At 72.5% G+C, this 15,888-nt stretch carries 17 protein-coding genes and 1 tRNA gene; 8 read left to right on the forward strand and 10 right to left on the reverse strand.

Features of this window, described 5'->3' with window-relative positions:
- Window positions 1-62 precede the first annotated feature (62 nt).
- Window positions 63-860: a GntR family transcriptional regulator gene (locus AC59HU_RS15200; protein WP_497224261.1), complete on the forward strand. Its 798-nt coding sequence runs from the start codon at window positions 63-65 to the stop codon at window positions 858-860.
- Between the two features lie 43 nt (window positions 861-903).
- On the opposite strand, the gene AC59HU_RS15205 is transcribed toward AC59HU_RS15200, so the two are convergent.
- Window positions 904-1,956 (reverse strand): alpha/beta fold hydrolase, encoded by a 1,053-nt coding sequence (locus AC59HU_RS15205; protein ID WP_497224302.1) that lies wholly within the window; start codon window positions 1,954-1,956, stop codon window positions 904-906.
- Between the two features lie 114 nt (window positions 1,957-2,070).
- Between AC59HU_RS15205 and AC59HU_RS15210 the strand changes: the two genes are divergently transcribed.
- Window positions 2,071-2,469 carry a YchJ family protein gene (locus AC59HU_RS15210; RefSeq protein ID WP_497224262.1) on the forward strand — a complete coding sequence of 133 codons (399 nt, stop codon included), beginning with the start codon at window positions 2,071-2,073 and terminating at the stop codon, window positions 2,467-2,469.
- Window positions 2,470-2,526: 57 nt separating this feature from the next.
- Complete coding sequence (locus AC59HU_RS15215; protein ID WP_497224263.1) at window positions 2,527-2,880, forward strand: hypothetical protein; 354 nt, start codon at window positions 2,527-2,529, stop codon at window positions 2,878-2,880.
- Window positions 2,881-2,939: 59 nt separating this feature from the next.
- On the opposite strand, the gene AC59HU_RS15220 is transcribed toward AC59HU_RS15215, so the two are convergent.
- The 4 genes from AC59HU_RS15220 to AC59HU_RS15235 all read right to left on the reverse strand — a co-directional run bounded on the left by AC59HU_RS15220 (window position 2,940) and on the right by AC59HU_RS15235 (window position 6,128).
- Window positions 2,940-3,830 carry an anti-sigma factor gene (locus AC59HU_RS15220; protein WP_497224264.1) on the reverse strand — a complete coding sequence of 297 codons (891 nt, stop codon included), beginning with the start codon at window positions 3,828-3,830 and terminating at the stop codon, window positions 2,940-2,942.
- On the reverse strand, window positions 3,817-4,356 hold the full coding sequence (locus AC59HU_RS15225) for an RNA polymerase sigma factor (protein WP_497224265.1): 540 nt from the start codon (window positions 4,354-4,356) through the stop codon (window positions 3,817-3,819). The genes AC59HU_RS15220 and AC59HU_RS15225 overlap by 14 nt, the downstream gene beginning before the upstream one ends.
- Window positions 4,357-4,476: 120 nt before the next feature.
- Complete coding sequence (locus AC59HU_RS15230; RefSeq protein ID WP_497224266.1) at window positions 4,477-5,217, reverse strand: class F sortase; 741 nt, start codon at window positions 5,215-5,217, stop codon at window positions 4,477-4,479.
- 44 nt (window positions 5,218-5,261) lie between these two features.
- A complete protein-coding gene (locus AC59HU_RS15235) occupies window positions 5,262-6,128 on the reverse strand; it encodes a DUF4397 domain-containing protein (RefSeq protein WP_497224267.1) in 867 nt (288 codons plus the stop codon).
- A gap of 271 nt (window positions 6,129-6,399) precedes the next feature.
- Between AC59HU_RS15235 and AC59HU_RS15240 the strand changes: the two genes are divergently transcribed.
- Window positions 6,400-6,771 carry a hypothetical protein gene (locus AC59HU_RS15240; RefSeq protein WP_497224268.1) on the forward strand — a complete coding sequence of 124 codons (372 nt, stop codon included), beginning with the start codon at window positions 6,400-6,402 and terminating at the stop codon, window positions 6,769-6,771.
- Window positions 6,771-7,193 carry a VOC family protein gene (locus AC59HU_RS15245; RefSeq protein ID WP_497224269.1) on the forward strand — a complete coding sequence of 141 codons (423 nt, stop codon included), beginning with the start codon at window positions 6,771-6,773 and terminating at the stop codon, window positions 7,191-7,193. The genes AC59HU_RS15240 and AC59HU_RS15245 overlap by 1 nt, the downstream gene beginning before the upstream one ends.
- A 39-nt stretch (window positions 7,194-7,232) precedes the next feature.
- Here the strand turns inward: AC59HU_RS15245 and AC59HU_RS15250 are convergent.
- Window positions 7,233-7,306 (reverse strand) — tRNA-Arg (locus AC59HU_RS15250).
- A 98-nt stretch (window positions 7,307-7,404) separates the two neighbouring features.
- On the opposite strand from AC59HU_RS15250, the gene AC59HU_RS15255 reads away from it, so the two are divergent.
- A complete protein-coding gene (locus tag AC59HU_RS15255) occupies window positions 7,405-10,620 on the forward strand; it encodes an SNF2-related protein (RefSeq protein WP_497224270.1) in 3,216 nt (1,071 codons plus the stop codon).
- On the opposite strand, the gene ald is transcribed toward AC59HU_RS15255, so the two are convergent.
- Window positions 10,613-11,746, reverse strand: coding sequence for an alanine dehydrogenase (gene ald / locus AC59HU_RS15260; RefSeq protein ID WP_497224271.1), 1,134 nt, complete (start codon window positions 11,744-11,746; stop codon window positions 10,613-10,615). The genes AC59HU_RS15255 and ald overlap by 8 nt on opposite strands.
- A gap of 148 nt (window positions 11,747-11,894) precedes the next feature.
- Between ald and AC59HU_RS15265 the strand changes: the two genes are divergently transcribed.
- Entirely contained in the window at window positions 11,895-12,416 is a 522-nt protein-coding gene (locus tag AC59HU_RS15265) for an Lrp/AsnC family transcriptional regulator (RefSeq protein ID WP_497224272.1), read from the forward strand.
- 16 nt (window positions 12,417-12,432) lie between these two features.
- Here AC59HU_RS15265 and AC59HU_RS15270 read toward each other — a convergent pair whose 3' ends face one another.
- On the reverse strand, window positions 12,433-12,933 hold the full coding sequence (locus tag AC59HU_RS15270; RefSeq protein WP_497224273.1) for a nucleoside deaminase: 501 nt from the start codon (window positions 12,931-12,933) through the stop codon (window positions 12,433-12,435).
- A gap of 143 nt (window positions 12,934-13,076) precedes the next feature.
- Here AC59HU_RS15270 and AC59HU_RS15275 point away from each other — a divergent pair, with 143 nt between their 5' ends.
- Complete coding sequence (locus AC59HU_RS15275; protein ID WP_497224274.1) at window positions 13,077-13,466, forward strand: RidA family protein; 390 nt, start codon at window positions 13,077-13,079, stop codon at window positions 13,464-13,466.
- A 6-nt stretch (window positions 13,467-13,472) separates the two neighbouring features.
- Here the strand turns inward: AC59HU_RS15275 and AC59HU_RS15280 are convergent, their stop codons facing one another.
- Complete coding sequence (locus AC59HU_RS15280; protein ID WP_497224275.1) at window positions 13,473-14,696, reverse strand: cation:proton antiporter; 1,224 nt, start codon at window positions 14,694-14,696, stop codon at window positions 13,473-13,475.
- A 62-nt stretch (window positions 14,697-14,758) separates the two neighbouring features.
- Window positions 14,759-15,877, reverse strand: coding sequence for a bifunctional 2-methylcitrate synthase/citrate synthase (locus AC59HU_RS15285; RefSeq protein ID WP_497224276.1), 1,119 nt, complete (start codon window positions 15,875-15,877; stop codon window positions 14,759-14,761).
- Window positions 15,878-15,888 lie beyond the last annotated feature (11 nt).

The raw sequence follows: 15,888 nt of genomic DNA on the forward strand, positions 1-15,888 counted from the left end.
GCGTCCGGTCGAGGCGCTAGAGTGACGGTACACCACTTTGGGATACCAAGATCGGAAAGCGCATGAATGAGATCGCCGCATCCTCCGAGGTCGCCACCTCGTCCGGAGCCGCTCAGGTGTTCGAACGACTGCGCACGGCGGTGCTCACGCTCGAGCTGCTGCCGGGCGAGCGACTGACCGAGCGCGGTGTCGAGGCGGAGTTCGGGGCCTCCCGCACCCCGGTCAGGGCGGCGCTCGCCCGGCTCGAGGGCGAGGGTCTGGTGCGGCGCGAGGGGCGCGGGTGGCGGGTGTCGCCGATCGACATCGCCGAGGTGCACGCGCTCGCCGAGCTGCGCGCCGCGCTCGAACCGGCGGCGCTCCGGCTCGCCGGGGCGCGACTGCGGGAGGGGCAGGTCCCGACGGCGACGGCACTGGCCGCGCTCTCCGAGCAGCTCGACGGGGTGCGGCCGGGCGACGCGCGGCCCGGCGAGGTGCGGCCGGGCAAGATCTCCCGCGAGGCGGAGCAAGAATCTTCTGCATCCGAGGCGACCGCCCCCGCCGCCCTGGCGGCGGGCAGCCGATTCCACGTCGAGCTGGCGGCGCTCTCGGGCAACCACCCGATGACCGAGGCCATCCAGGGCGCGATGACCCGGCTCGCCCGCACCCGTTACCTCGAGGCGCGCACCCCGGAGTCGAGCGCCCGCGCCTGGGCCGAGCACCGCATGGTGCTCGACGCCCTCCTGGCCGGCGATGCCGACGGGGCCGCCACCCTGATCGAGCGGCACATCCGGGAGACCGACGCCCGCCTGATCGCCTTCCTCACCACCGAGCGCACCCGCTTCCGGGCCAGCGGCCTGGCGGTCGAGACCGCGCCCGCCTGATCGACCGGATGCGCGCCGGTCGCGCGGCTGCGAGGCGGCGGCTCTAGTCGAGCGCCGTCAGGAAATCGACGACGGCGGCCTTGAACTCGCGCGAGGTCACCGCGGTGACGTGGGTGCGTCCGGGCAGCGCGAGGAACGAGGCGTGCGGGATCTCGGCCGCCAGCTCGGCCACGGCGGGCTCGAGCGGATCCTCCGTGCCGGCCACGAACAGCATCGGCTGCCGGGGCGTCTGCGCCCGCGGCCGGAAGCCCGCTCGCCGTTGCGCCTCGGCCAGCCGCGTCAGGGCGCGCGGATCGTTCCCGGCGAGCCCGCCCATCATGGCGACGTAGCGCCCGGTCACCGCATCCACCTCGCCCTCGCTGCGCCCGGCGCCGGCACTCGCCCCTGCACCGCCACCGGCGAGTGCATCGACACCGCCACCGGCACGTGCGGCACCAGCACGCACCTCGGCACTCGCATCAGCACCGGCCTCGGCGCCGGCCCCGGACTGGGCACCTGCACCGGCACGGGCACTCGCGCCAGCTCTCGCATCGGCCCCGGGTTCGGACTCGGCAGCGGCGAGGGCCGCTCGGGCGGCCTCGAGGTCGAAGCCCGCGAACGATCCGGTCACCGCCGGCGCCCCGAGCACGAGCGATCGCACGCGGTCGGGATGCCGCAGCGCCAGATCCCAGACCAGTCGCGCGCCGAGCGAGTAACCGACCAGGTGCGCCGCGGCCACCCCGAGGTCGTCGAGCACCGCGAGCAGGTCGTCACGGAACCGCGCCGGAGCGTAGTCGCGAAGCCGGCGCGGCCGGTCACTCTCGCCGTGACCCCGCAGATCCGGCGCGATCACGAAGAACCCGGCGTCGGTCAGCGGCCCGGTCCACCGTGCGCGCACCCAGTTCGCCGACCGGTCCGAGGCGAAGCCGTGCACCAGCATGACGGCCGGATGCGCGGGGTCGCCCGCGGTCTCGTACGCCACCCGCACGCCCCCGACGAGCACCGCCCGCATCCCGTCCGCCCGAATCCCGCCGGCCCGCATCCCGTCCACCCGCATCCCGCCGGCCTGCATCCCAGCGACCGGCTTCCCGTCCACCCGCACCCCGTCCGCCCGCATCCCATCCACCCGAGAACCCTACGTCGAGCGGCCGCCGGCCTGTGACGGCGAAGCACCCCCGGCCGAGCCTGTCCCAGCGGCGGAACCGGTGATCAGCCCATCGATAATGGACCCATGACCACGGCCGCCCCCGACGACTCGGCCCGCTGCCCCTGCCTCAGCGGCGAGACCTACGGATCCTGCTGCGGCCCGTTCCACCGCGGCACGGCCGAGGCCCCCACCGCCGAGCGTCTGATGCGGTCGCGGTACTCGGCGTTCGCGATCGGCGACGCCGACTACCTGCTGCACACCTGGCATCCGTCGACCCGGCCGGCCTCGCTCGACCTCGACGACGGCATCCGCTGGTATCGCCTCGACATCCTCTCCCGCACCGGCGGCGGCCTCGGCGAGCGCGAGGGCACGGTCGAGTTCACCGCGCGCTACAAGTCGCCCGGTGGTCCGGCGGGCGAGCAGCACGAGCTCAGCCGCTTCGTCCGCGCCGACGGCCGCTGGTTCTACGTCGACGCCGTCTGACGCCGTCCGGCCCGCCACGCTCCGTCGCCCTCACCGGCTCGCCGGTACCCTGGCCGCATGCGAACGGATTGGATCGAGCACCGGCGCTCCGACGACGGCGAACGGGTGGGATGGATGGAGCCCGATGGTGACGGGTTCGTCGCGATCGACCTCCTCGGCCGGCGGCGCACCGATCCGGTCGACTGGCTGACCGCCGAGGAGACACTCGACGCGCTCGGCCTCGGCTACCTCGCCGAGCCCTACGAACTGCGTCTCGAGGACGGATCCTGGCTCAGGGTGCGGATCGCCGAGGCGACGCCCACCACGATCCGGGTCAAGAAGGATGACTGGGGCGACATGACGGCCACGCAGATCTACTACTCGGTGGCCTTCCCGGTCACCACCGAGACGCTGCGGCCTCTCGCCCGCTGACCGGGCCGCACCGGGCCGCGCCGGGCCACACCAGACCTGGCGGCGCCCACCGGCCCGGCTCAGATCGGGTGCAGTTCGCCGCGGATGACCGAGTTGCCCGAGTGGCCCGGGTTGCCGTCGTCGGTCTCGGCCGAGATGTCGACGAGGGAGTACTGCGTCAGGTCGATCCCCTCGGGCACGTCGAAGCGGCCCTCCGAGCCGTCGAGGTAGCCGACGCTGACCAGTGCGGTCCCGTCGCTCCGGATCAGCCAGACCTCGCGCAGGTCGTCGGCGGCGGGCCCGGCACTGGTGGCCGGATCCACGTCGACCACCAGTTGCCTGCTGCCGTCGGTGTTCTCCTCGATCACGGCGCTGCCGCGCGCATCCGGCCAGTCGGGGAACGGGGAGAGGTCGGCACCCGCGAGCACGACCCCGGTGTCGGCGGGCCGCCCCACCTGCAGCCAGACGCCGATGCCGGCGCCCGCGATCAGCCCGAACAGCAGGGCGGAGGCGGCGACCAGCACGACGAAGCGCGGCCGCAGCCGCCGGCGGCGCGGGCGCTCGGCCGCGAGGTCGACGACGGGTGCCGGAGCGGGCACCGGGCCGCGCACCAGATCGGACGCCGAGCCCGGCGCCAGACCACGCGCCGGATCGGACTCCGGCCCAGTCACCGGGCCAGACACCGGAGCGGGCACCGGGCCGCGCACCGAATCGGGCACTGCCTCACCCACCCCGTCCGCCGCACCCTCCGGCCCCAGCTCCAGCTCCGCCCGGATGCGCGCCCAGACCTCGGCCGGCGGCGCCACGAATTCGATCCCCTCGGCCGCGCGACCGACTCCGACCGTGCGGGTCAGCGCCGCCAGCTCCTCGGCGCAGAGGGCGCAGGAGGACAGGTGAGCGCGCTCGTCGGCGTCAGGCGCCAGGTCGCCTAAAGCGATCAGCGCGAGCGCTTCGTCGTCAATATGCCTCATCGTTCACCTCCAGACGTGTTCGGAGCCGACTCAGACTTCGACGGATGTGACTTTTCACCGTACCGAGCGGCAACCCCAGATCATCCGCGATCTCGGTGTGCGTCAGGTCGGAGTAGAACGCGAGTCGCATGACGTCGCGCGGCACGGGTTCGAGCCGATCGAGCTCCTCGGCCATCGTGAGCCGCTCGATCAGGTCGTCCGAGTGGTCGATCACAGCGACCGGGCGCTCGGCGGCCGCCGCCTCCTCGGCGCGGCGCACCCGGCTCCGCGCCTCATGGGCGTCGGCGATGCAGTGCCGGGTGATCCCGACCAGCCACGCCCCGAGCCGCGAGCGTGCCGGGTCGTACCGCTCCCGGCTGCGCCAGGCCGCGACGAACACCTTCTGCGTCACGTCCTCGGCCTCCCCGTGATCGCCGAGCGAGCGCACGGCGAGGGTGTGCACGAGCGACGACCAGCGTTCGTAGGCCGCCGCGAGAGCGGACTCGTCCCCGGCGGCGAAGGCGTCGGCGATCGCTGTCTCGTCCATCAGCTCGTCGTCCACGTCAGCGTGCCGCCTCCTGCCCGGCCCACCACCGCGCAGCGCCGGCCTGGTGGCGCGTCGGGTGCGGGGATCGACCGCTGGGTCGAGCATAGCGGGGCGTTCCTCTCACGGAGCCGGGACGGCCGTCACGATGACGTTGCTGAGGTAGTGGCCGGTCGAGTAGTCGAACTCGCCGCCGCAGGTGATCAGGGCGAGCCGTGGCGGGCCGGTGCGGTCGAACACCGTGTCCCAGTCGATGCCCGTCTTGGCCTCGACGTCGACGGTCTGCACGAGGAGCCGCTGCACCCGTCCGTCCTCAGCCGTCACGAGCACCTCGGTGCCGGGCGTGATGCTCGCCAGGCGCGCGAACTGGCCTATCCCGTACTCGAGCGAGTCGACGTGCGACGCGATCACGCTGCTGCCCGCGGCGCTCCACGGCGAGGGTCCGAAGCGGTACCAGGAGGCGATGCCCGGGTCGGACGGCAGCGCGAGCGCTCCATCCGCATCCGTCCCCTCGGGGGCGACGGAGACGTCGATGCCGAGGTCCGGCACCTCCACCCGCGCGGGCACGACCGTCGCTGCGGGTGCCGCGGCGCCGAGCGAGGCGTCGGTGCGCGGCACCTGGGGCACCGCCGGCGCTGCTGCGGATGCGGGGGTCGGGCTCGGCGTGGGGGTGGCCGTCGCGGTGACGGTCGGCGACGCGCCCGTCGCACCGGTCCCCGGGTCGCCGGCACCCGCATCCGCCCCACCGGCGCAGCCGGCGAGGAGGAGCAGGGTCGCCGCCGCGAGGGCGACGCCGGACACGGCCGGGGCTGCAGGGGCCCCGGCCGTGCGCTCGGGAGTCCCCGGCCGGGATCTCCGGGTCATGGATCCCGGCCGGGGACGGATGGAGCGGAGGGAGCGGATCAGGTTCAGCGGTCCGCCTTGGCCGACGCGAGGCGGCGCAGTCGCACACCGCCGACAGCGGCGCCGATCAGCAGGATGATCGCGGCACCGGCCCACAGCGGGGTCGCGTCGGCGGGGCGGTTGGTGGCCACGAGGCCCGCGTCGGCGGGGCGGTTGGTGGCCACGAGGCCCGCGTTGCCGGCGGGCACCCCGCCCGGGTTGGAGTGCAGGCCGTCGATGGTCTGCGTGGCGAGCGCGAGGTTGCCGTCCGCCAGGCTGCCCCAGGCGTAGACGATCGTGTTCGTGCCCTCGGCGACCGTGACGTCGGCCGGGCCGATGACGGGTGCCGTGGTTCCGGTCGCCGCGACCGAGGCCGAGACGGTACCGGCCGGGAGCGTCAGCGACTGCTCACCCGGGTTCGAGAGGTTCGTGATCACGGCGGAGCCACCGGCGAGCACGTCGACGGCCGGAGCGGCCGCGTCGTGACGCACCGTGAGTCGGCCCTGACCGGCGGCCAGCGTCGAGGTGTCGTTCGTGTAGAGCGTCGCGGTCGGCTTGCCGGCCGAGTCGAGGTGGGCCACGGCGGTGTAGTTGCCACCGGCCGTCAGCGGCAGGTCGATGGGCCCGATCAGCGGGGCGCTCGCGTCGGCCGCGTCCGCCGCGGTGATGGCGACCGAGTAGGTGCCGGCCGGCAGGTCGAGGGGGCCGGCGAGGGTGCCCGGGGTGAAGTCGTCGAGCGTCAGGGCGTTGTTCACGTAGACGTCGACGGTGAGGCCGGGCACGGCGTGGAGGACGGAGAGCTTCGCGTCGCCGTCGGCGGCGGACGCGGGCAGGGCGGTGGCGACCGCGATGAGGGCGCCGGCGGCGATGCCGGCGATGAGGGTCTTGCGCATGAGTACCTCCTGATCAGCTCCGAGGAGCAGCGGGAAAACGACTTACACCCCCACTTCCGGCGCATCGGGCTCTGCGGATGCACTGCCCCCGGATTTTTTCGATCTTTTTTTCCCGGCCGCCCCGCCGGGTCGATTTCGGCCCGAACCCTGTGCGGATGCCCCTCGTGAGCGCACCATGGGCTCAGGCACCGGAGCCGCGCCGCCGGCGAGGCCGGTCGCGGCGGAGCAGAGTGGAGCCCAGATGTCCGGCGAACGCGAAATGGACCCCAACATGGACGAATACGACTACTCCTTTCCCGAGACCGACTCGGCCTCGGGTGCCGACGGCCAGCCCCGCGGCGACGCGAGCGCGCCCGGCGTGGACGCGGCCGCCGGCACGGCCCTCGGTGGCGTCGGCCCGGCCGGGGCCTCGAACGGCCACGACGCCTCCGGCTCCGGCTCTGGCGCGCCCGGCGCCGACCGGGCGGTGAGCGACCCCGACGCCGATCTCGCCCCCGACGACCCCGACGTGCCTGCGGCCGACCAGTCGACCGAGTCCGCGGCCGCCGATCCCGATCCGGCCGACACCGCCTACGAGAACTCCGACCCGGCGCCCGGCGCCGACGAGCACCCCGACAACCCGAACCCCGACATCGACGACTGATGTCCTCCCCGGGCGACCCGGACGAGAGCGTCGGCCTCGACATCCGTCGAGCCATCCCGGTGGTCCACGGCGACGACCCGGTCGCGGCGAGAGCGTTCTACGAGGGCCTGCTCGGGATGCGGGTCGCGATGGACCAGGACGGCATGCTGATGTTCGCCTCCCGCACCACGCCGACGACGCAGGTCATCGTCACCTGGCCGAGCCCGACGGCCCTCGACCCCGAGCTGCTCCAGGTCGACATCTCGATCGAGGTCCCCAACGCCGATCTCGTCTTCGCCCAGGCCTCAGACCGCGGCCTGCCGATCGTGCGGGGCCTGCGCGACGAACCCTGGGGTATCCGCCGTTTCTTCGTCGAGGACCCCACCGGCCTCGTCGTGAACGTCGCGGCCCACCTCCGCCCCGGATCGGACTCGACCGCTTAACGACGAAAGCGACCCGCTTTCGCGAGTCGCTTTCTGATGTGCGCCCTAAGGGATTCGAACCCCTGGCCTTCTGATCCGTAGTCAGACGCTCTATCCAGCTGAGCTAAGGGCGCAAGTGCAGTGGAACACCGCACGAACAACAGAGCCTAGCATGCGGTTCGGGGCTGTCAAAACCAGCCCCGGTGTCGGGGGCCGATGAGACGATGGAGGCATGCCGTCCAGCCCGCCCGCCCCGCGCCCGCGGAGCTGGCAGGCCGTGGTCGGCGGGCTCTCCGCCCCGGCACCCAGCGGCTCCGAGCCGACCACACCGATGGGCCTGCAGTTCGAGATCCGCGAGCTCACACCCCGCACGCACGACCGCTGGCGCGGGCCGACCTCCGCCACCGCCCGACCCGACGCCGGCACCAGCACCGGCACCCCCGGCACCGGCACCAGCGACCCCGATGCCGCCGCCGCCCGCGGCCCCCGCCGGCTGGCCGTACGCCCCGTCATCCGCAGCGCATCCGGAGCCTTCGTCAAGGCCGACGTCACCTGGGGTTCCTTCACCCATCAGGTCAACCGGCTCAACCTCGACCCGGCCCACCACCGCTGGTTCGCCCAGTTCGCCGCCCTGCACCGCGCCGGCCGGCCGGGCCTGACCGCACCCGAGACCGACTGGATCTCGCTCGACGACTTCACCAGCCCCCTGCTCTGGCAGCTGCTGGCCGAGGCGCAGCGGCTCGGGATCGAGCTCGTCCCCTCGGGCCGCACCGGCTCGGTCACCGTGGCCCGCTCCGCCTCCCTCGAGCTCCAGGCCACGCGCGCGACATCGCCCGGCACCGACAACAGAACGGGCAGCGGCACCGGCATCCTGCTGACCCCCGTCGTCCGCCTCTCGACCGCCGACGTGGCTGCGCACGACCCGACCGAGCACCCCGGCCTCGATGCGGGCCCGGTCGGCGACCACGGCCTCTACACCTACACGCTCGGCCCCACCCGCGGCGGCGGCGCGAAGACGAAGAGCAGCGCCACCTCGAAGTCCCCGCCCCCGCACGCCGGCATCCTCCTCGCCCCCACCGCGGCCCCGCTCACGACAGAGCAGCAGAACCTGCTCGGCACCGGCCCGGTGCTCGTGCCCGCGGCCGAGACCGCGCAGTTCTTCGAGGAGTACTTCCCGACGCTCCGCCAGGGCGTCGAGCTGACGAGTCCGGATGCGTCGGTCGCCTTCCCCGAGGTGCCCCCGCCCGTGCTCTCCCTCACCGCCCGCTTCCACGCCGACGACGTGCTGCAGCTCGACTGGGACTGGGTGGGCCACCGCGACCCCGAGGCCGAACGCCGCATCCTGGCCGAGGTCGCGATCGAGCTCGACGCCGTGCTCACCCGCTTCCCCGCGAACATCGACCTGCTGGCGCCGACGCTCGTGCTCCGCGGGGTGACGACCGCCGCGTTCGCCGAGAAGGCGCTGCCGATGCTCGGCGAGCGGGATGACGTGCGCGTCGAGGTGATCGGGCCGCGACCGGCCTACCGCGAACTCACCGGGCATCCGGACATCTCGATCACCACCGTCGAGACCCTCAAGCGCGACTGGTTCGACCTCGGGATCGTCGTGAACATGAACGGCTACCGCATCCCCTTCGGCCCGCTGTTCAAGGCCCTCGCGAAGGGCGAACGCCGCCTGCTCATGGTCGACAAGACCTACCTGTCGCTCGCGCACCCCGCGTTCGACCGGCTGCGCGACCTGCTCGAGGAGGCCGGCACCCTCGACGAGTGGGAGACCGGGCTCCGCCTCAGCCGACACCAGGTGAGCCTCTGGGCCGACCTCGACGACCTGGCTGCCGAGTACTCCGAGGGTCCGGCCGATGAGACCCCCGAGGCCCGTGCCTGGCGCGCGGCCGCCGAGGCGCTCGACGGCACCGACACCGTGCCCCCGACCGCGCTGCCGGCGGGGCTGGATGCGGTGCTCCGCCCCTACCAGAAGGCCGGCTTCGACTGGCTCGCCTTCCTCTGGCGCCACCGGCTCGGCGGCGTGCTCGCCGACGACATGGGCCTCGGCAAGACCATGCAGACTCTGGCCCTCCTCGCCCACGCCCGACAGCATCCGGATGCAGACCCCGCAATCGCAGCACGCCCCTCCACCCCGGCGCGCCTCTCCACCTCGGCGACCCCCGCAGCACGAACGGCTCCCGCAGCTCCCGCAGCGCCCGCGGCACCCACCCCGCCCCCACCCCCCTTCCTCGTCGTCGCCCCCACCTCCGTCGTCGGCACCTGGGCCTCCGAGGCCGCCCGCTTCACCCCCGGGCTCGTGATCCGCACGGTCGGCAGCACCGCGACCGACCTGGCGGCGCGAGCCGACGGGGCCGACGTGGTCGTGACGAGCTACGCCCTCTTCCGCCTCGACCAAGACGCCTATCGGGCCATCCCCTGGTCAGGGCTGATCCTCGACGAGGCGCAGTTCGTCAAGAACCGCACCTCGCAGCTCCACCGCGCCGCCCGCGACCTCGACGTCGACTTCACCCTCGCGATCACCGGCACCCCGCTCGAGAACAGCCTGATCGAGCTGTGGGCGCTGTTCGACATCGCGGCCCCGGGTCTGCTCCCCTCGGCCCGGCGTTTCGCCGAGCTGTACCAGCGCCCGATCGAGCGCGGCATCGACCCGCGCCTGCTCCCGCGACTGCGGCGCCGCATCCGCCCGTTCCTGCTGCGCCGCACGAAGGAGTCGGTCGCGCCCGAGCTGCCCGAGAAGCAGGAGCAGGTGCTCCCGGTCGAGCTCGCCCCGGCCCACCGACGTCTCTACGACACCGTGCTGCAACGCGAGCGGCAGAAGCTGTTCGGTCTGATCGACGATCTCGACCGCAACCGCTTCATCGTCTTCCGCTCGCTCACCCTGCTCAGAATGCTGAGTCTGGATGCGTCGCTGATCGACGAAGCCCACGCCGGCATTCCCTCGTCCAAGCTCGACGCCCTCGTCGAGCAGCTGACCGAGGTGATCGCCGAGGGCCACCGCTGCCTGGTCTTCAGCCAGTTCACGACCTACCTGGCGAAGGTCGCCGAGCGCCTGGAGGCCGAGGGGATCGCGTTCGAGTACCTCGACGGATCGACGCGCGACCGCCCGGCCGTGATCGACCGCTTCCGGGCCGGCGAGGCGCCGGTGTTCCTGATCAGCCTCAAGGCCGGCGGCTTCGGCCTCACCCTCACCGAGGCCGACTACGTCTACCTGCTCGACCCGTGGTGGAACCCGGCCAGCGAGGCCCAGGCCATCGACCGCACGCACCGCATCGGCCAGGTGCGCCCGGTCACGGTCTACCGCCTCGTGGCCACCGAGACGATCGAGGAGAAGGTGATGGCGCTCAAGGAGCAGAAGGCGAAGCTGTTCGACGCGGTCTTCGACGACGACGAGCTCTTCTCGCAGCAGCTCACCGCCGACGACCTGCGGAGCCTGCTCAGCTGACCTCGACGGTGCCCGCCGCCATGATCTCCTCCAGCGGCGTGTACCCGAAGTGCGGGAACGCCCCGGCCGTGCCCCGGTGCGTCAGCCGCCCGTCGACGGTCGAGACCCCCAGGGCCAGCGCCTCGTCGCGCGCCACCGCCGCGCGCCACCCCAGGTCGGCGAGCCTCACCACGTAGGGCAGCGTCGCGTTCGTGAGCGCCGCCGTCGAGGTCGACGAGACCGCGCCCGGCATGTTCGCGACGCAGTAGAAGATCGCGTCGCCCACCCGGTAGGTCGGGTCGTCGTGCGTGGTGGGCCGCGAGTCCTCGAAGCAGCCGCCCTGGTCGATCGCGATGTCCACGAGCACCGAGCCCGGCTTCATCCGCAGCACGAGGTCGTGCGACACAAGCTTGGGGGCGGCGGCTCCCGGCACGAGCACCGCGCCGATCACGAGGTCGGCCTCGAGCACCGAGCGCTCGACCTCGAAGGCGTTCGAGACGACGGTCTTCACCCGGCCCGCGAACACCTCGTCGATGTGCCGCAGCCGAGGGATGCTGAGGTCGAGCACGGTGACGTCGGCCCCGGCGGCGACGGCCTGCTGCACCGCGTTCTCGCCCGCCATCCCGCCGCCGATGACCGTGACCTTGGCGGGCCTGACCCCGGGCACCCCGCCGAGCAGCACCCCGCGGCCGCCCTGGGAGCCCATCAGGTGGTAGCCGCCGACCATGACCGAGAGCCGGCCGGCCACCTCGGACATCGGGGCGAGCAGGGGCAGCGTGCAGTCGGGCAGCTGCACGGTCTCGTAGGCGATCGCGGTGGCGCGCGAGTCCAGCAGTGCCTGCACCAGCGGTTCGGCGGCGGCGAGATGCAGGTAGGTGAAGATCAGCTGGCCCTCGCGCATCCGGCCGTACTCGGGCGCGATCGGCTCCTTGACCTTGACGATCATCTCGGCGGCCCAGACGGCGTCGACGTCGGTGACGGATGCGCCGGCGGCGGCGTACTCCGCGTCGGTGACGGCGGCTCCCGCGCCCGCGCCCGCCTCGACCAGCACGGTGTGCCCGTGCCTGACCAGCTCGAACACCCCGGACGGCGTCATCGCCACCCGGAACTCGTTGTTCTTGATCTCCTTCGGAACACCGATGATCACGTGTACGTCTCCTTCGTCGTTTAGGCCCGTTCGCCGCGTCGGGAACGATTATCGATCGGATTCGTAGGTCTGTCACTGATCCCGAATATCATTCGGTAGAGATGCGCAGATTTGCCTGAGAATTCGGCACCGGAGGATGGAGAGCACCGTGGAAGGAATCGACGAGGTCGACGAGCGGATCGTCTGGGAGCTGTGCCGCGAGGCGAGGCTGCCGAACAAGGAGCTCGCGGAGCGCGTCGGCATCGCGCCGTCGACCTGCCTGGTGCGGGTTCGTGCTCTGCTCGAGAAGGGTGTGCTGCGCGCCTTCCACGCCCAGCCCGACTGGGCTTCGCTGGGGCTGCCGATCGAGGCGATCGTCGCGGTGCGCCTGAAGGCGCAGGCCCGGGCCGAGATCAAGACCTACGCGCAGCGGGTGATCACGCTGCCGAACGTGCTGAACGTCTTCTTCCTCGGCGGGGCGGACGACTTCCTCATCCACGTCGCCTGCACCTCGACCGGGCAGCTGCGCGACTTCGTGGCGAGCGAGCTCAGCATGGACAACTCGGTGGCCTCGACGCAGACGAACATCGTCTTCGACCACCTGATCGGCGTCGACCACATGGCCGAGGGCGGCTCGTGGACCCAGGTGCGCGACGGCGTGACCGACCCCCGCGCAGCGCGCAGGGCGTGACCCCCGACCGGACCGTCTAGTCCCAGAACTCCAGGTGCACCTCGGTCGCGGCCGGCAGCGCGACCGGCCCGACGACCTCGACCGGCCGCCCGCCGTGCGCCAGCACCTCGCGGCTCGGCAGCGCGAGCGTCGGCACCCCCGACTGCTCGGTGACCATGGCCCCCAGGTCGGCCTCCGAGAGCGCGAACACCACCCGCGGGATCCCGGCCCAGTAGATCGCCCCGGTGCACATCGCGCACGGCTCGGTGCTGGTGAACAGCGTGCTGCCGGCGAGCTCGGCGACCTCGAGCCGCTGCCCGGAGTCGTAGACGAGGTTGGTCTCGGCGTGCCCGATCGGGTTGTGCCCGGTGTTCACGGTATTCATGGCCTCGACGACCACGCCCTCGGCCGTCACCAGCACGGCGCCGAACGGGTGGTCGCCGCGAGCGCGCGCCGCCTGGGCGAGCGCGATGGCCCGCTCGAGGTGGGCGAGGTCGGTGGGCTCGAGATCCTGCGGGGCGAGGGCTGAGTTCTCCATGCCCCCACCCTGGCACACCCCACCCCTTCCCCTCCCGCGGGTGCCGGCGCGACACTGGATGCACGCCGGGCACGGGCGACGGAACCCCGCCCGCGCGACGCGACTGCGTCATCCGGCGCACCGCCGACGGAAGGACCGCGATCATGCCCCTCACCCACATCAACCCGCCCGGCATCCCCGGCCACCCCGCCTACTCGCAGGGCGTGGTCGCCGAGGCCGGTCGCACGCTCTACATCGGCGGCCAGAACGGCGTCGGCCCGGACGGCGCGATCACCGGCGACATCGCCGAGCAGACCCGCACGGCCCTGCGCAACCTGATCGCCGTGCTCGAGGCGGCCGGCGGCGAGAAGACGGATGTGGCCAAGATGACCATCATGATCGTCGAGTCGGCCGACCTGATGGCCGCGTTCGGCGCGTCGCGCGAGGTGTGGGGCGAGGTCCCGACCGCGGTCTCGATGCTCCGCGTCGCCGGTCTCGGCCGACCCGAGGCGCTGATCGAGATCGAGGCGATCGCGGCCCTCCCGCCGGCCTGACCGGCGCTACCCCTCCTCGGGGACGAGCACGCCCGCATCCGGCGGCCGCAACCGCCCACCGAGACTCGCCTTCCGCCGCCACAGCGCGATCAGCGGGAACAGCAGCACCGAGAGCATCCCCGCCCCGACCAGCGCGGCGGCCGTGCCGGGCTGCAGGATGCGCTCGTCGAGCCCGATCGCGGTCACCGCGACGATGATCGGCAGCCCGGTCGCGCTGAAGAGCCCGATCGCCACCCGGTCGTTCCCGGTCGATCCCGGCGGTGCCGCCAGCAGCCCGGGAAGGCCCCGCACGACCAGCAGCAGCACGAGGAACACGGGGAGCAGCAGCAGGGCGCTCGGTTCCGTCAGCAGCGAGTCCAGATCGAAGGTGATGCCGGTGTAGAGGAAGAAGATCGGCACGAGGAAGCCGAAGGCCACCGCCTCGAGCTTGGTCTCGATCACCTCGTGGTCGCTCCGGTCGGCGCCCGAGATGAGCACCCGGAACAGGATGCCGGCCGCGAACGCCCCGAGCAGCATGTCGAGCCCCAGCGCGATGCTGAGGCAGACCAGCGCGGCCACGATCAGCAGCACGAGCCGCACCGCGAACTGCCCGCTCGTGTGCAGGGTGGCGGCGACGAGCGCGTGCAGGCGCCGGTGCGGGCCGCGCGAGGCCAGGAAGATGCCGAGCCCCGCGATCACGGCGAAGCCGATCAGCACGATCGTGGCGGCCCCCGGATCGCGCCCGCTCAGGAAGATCGAGATCGCCAGCAGCGGCCCGAACTCGCCCGCCGCGCCGATCGCGGTCACGGCCCGGCCGAACGGGGTCGTCAGCTCGCCCGCATCCCGGAGCACCGGCATGATCGTGCCGAGGGCCGTCGAGGTCAGCGCGATGCCGATGAAGACCCCGGCCTCGACGGTGGGGGCCAGCAGCACCCCGATCACGACCCCGCCGACCAGCGAGATCAGCCAGCCGAGGCCGGCCCGCCCGAGCGGCCGGCCCTTGATGGCCACGAAGTCGATCTCGTTGCCGGCCATGAAGAACAGCATCGCGAGACCGAGGTTCGCGAGCGCGTCGAGGAACGGGCCCGCCGGAACCCAGCCCAGCACGCTCGGGCCGACCAGCACCCCGAGCAGGATCTCGAAGACCACGAGCGGCACCTTGGCCACCCGGCCGATGAGTCCGGCGAGGATGGGGGCCACCACCGCGAGCCCGGCGACCACGACGACCGCGATCGGATCGGATGCGTCCACGAGACCCCCTCCCGCGGCCCCGCCCCCCGGGCGTCGCCGCTGACAGGCAGACTACCGGCGGACTAGTCCTCCAGGTGCCGCTCGTCGACCCCGTTGTACTCCGACAGCGGCCGGATGAGCGCGTTCGAGGCGAGCTGCTCCATGATGTGCGCGGTCCACCCCGTCACCCGGGAGGCGACGAACAGGGGCGTGAACATCTCGGTGTCGTACCCGATCAGGTGGTACGCCGGGCCCGAGGGGTAGTCGAGGTTGGGCTTGATCGACTTCCGCGACTGCATCGCCTCGTCCAGGGCGACGTAGAGCTCGAGCAGGTCGGGGCGGTCGTACTCTGCGACGAGGGTGTCGAGCGAGGCCTTCATCGTCGGCACGCGCGAGTCGCCGTTCTTGTAGACCCGGTGCCCGAAGCCCATGATCTTCTTCTTCGACGCCAGCGCGTCCTCGAGCCAGGCCTCGGCCCGGTCCGCCGAGCCGATCTCGTCGAAGACGTGCATGACGGCCTCGTTCGCGCCGCCGTGGAGGGGGCCCTTGAGCGCGCCGATCCCCGCGACGACCGCCGAGTACAGGTCCGACAGGGTCGACGTGACCACGCGGGCGGTGAAGGTCGAGGCGTTGAAGGAGTGTTCGGCGTAGAGGATCATCGACACGTCGAAGGCCTTGACCACGACCTCCGACGGTACCTCGCCGAAGGTCATCTTGAGGAAGTTGGCCGAGTAGCCGAGCGAGTCGTCCGGCTCCACGAGCTCCTGGCCGCGTCGGCGTCGCTGGTCGTAGGCGACGATCGCGGGGATCTTCGCGAGCAGGGCGACCGACTTCCGCAGGTTGCCCGCCGGCGACGCGTCCTCCCACTCCGGGTCGAGTGCTCCGATGACCGAGACCGCCGTGCGCACGACGTCCATCGGATGCGCGGTGAGCGGCAGCTCGTCGATCACCCGCTTGACGGCGGGGTCGAGCGCCCGCTGCGAGCGCTCGGTCTCCTCGAAGGCGGCGAGTTCCGCATCCGTCGGCAGCTCGCCGTTCCAGAGCAGGTACGCGACCTGCTCGAAGCTGCGCGAGGCCGCCAGCTCCTGCACGGGGTACCCCCGGTACAGCAGCGAGTTGGTCTCGGGGTTCACCTTCGAGATCGCGGTGTAGTCGACGACGACTCCAGCGAGCCCTTTCTTGATCTCCTGCGTGTCGGTCATGTCAGGTCACT

Source organism: Herbiconiux sp. 320_LB, assembly GCF_059691755.1.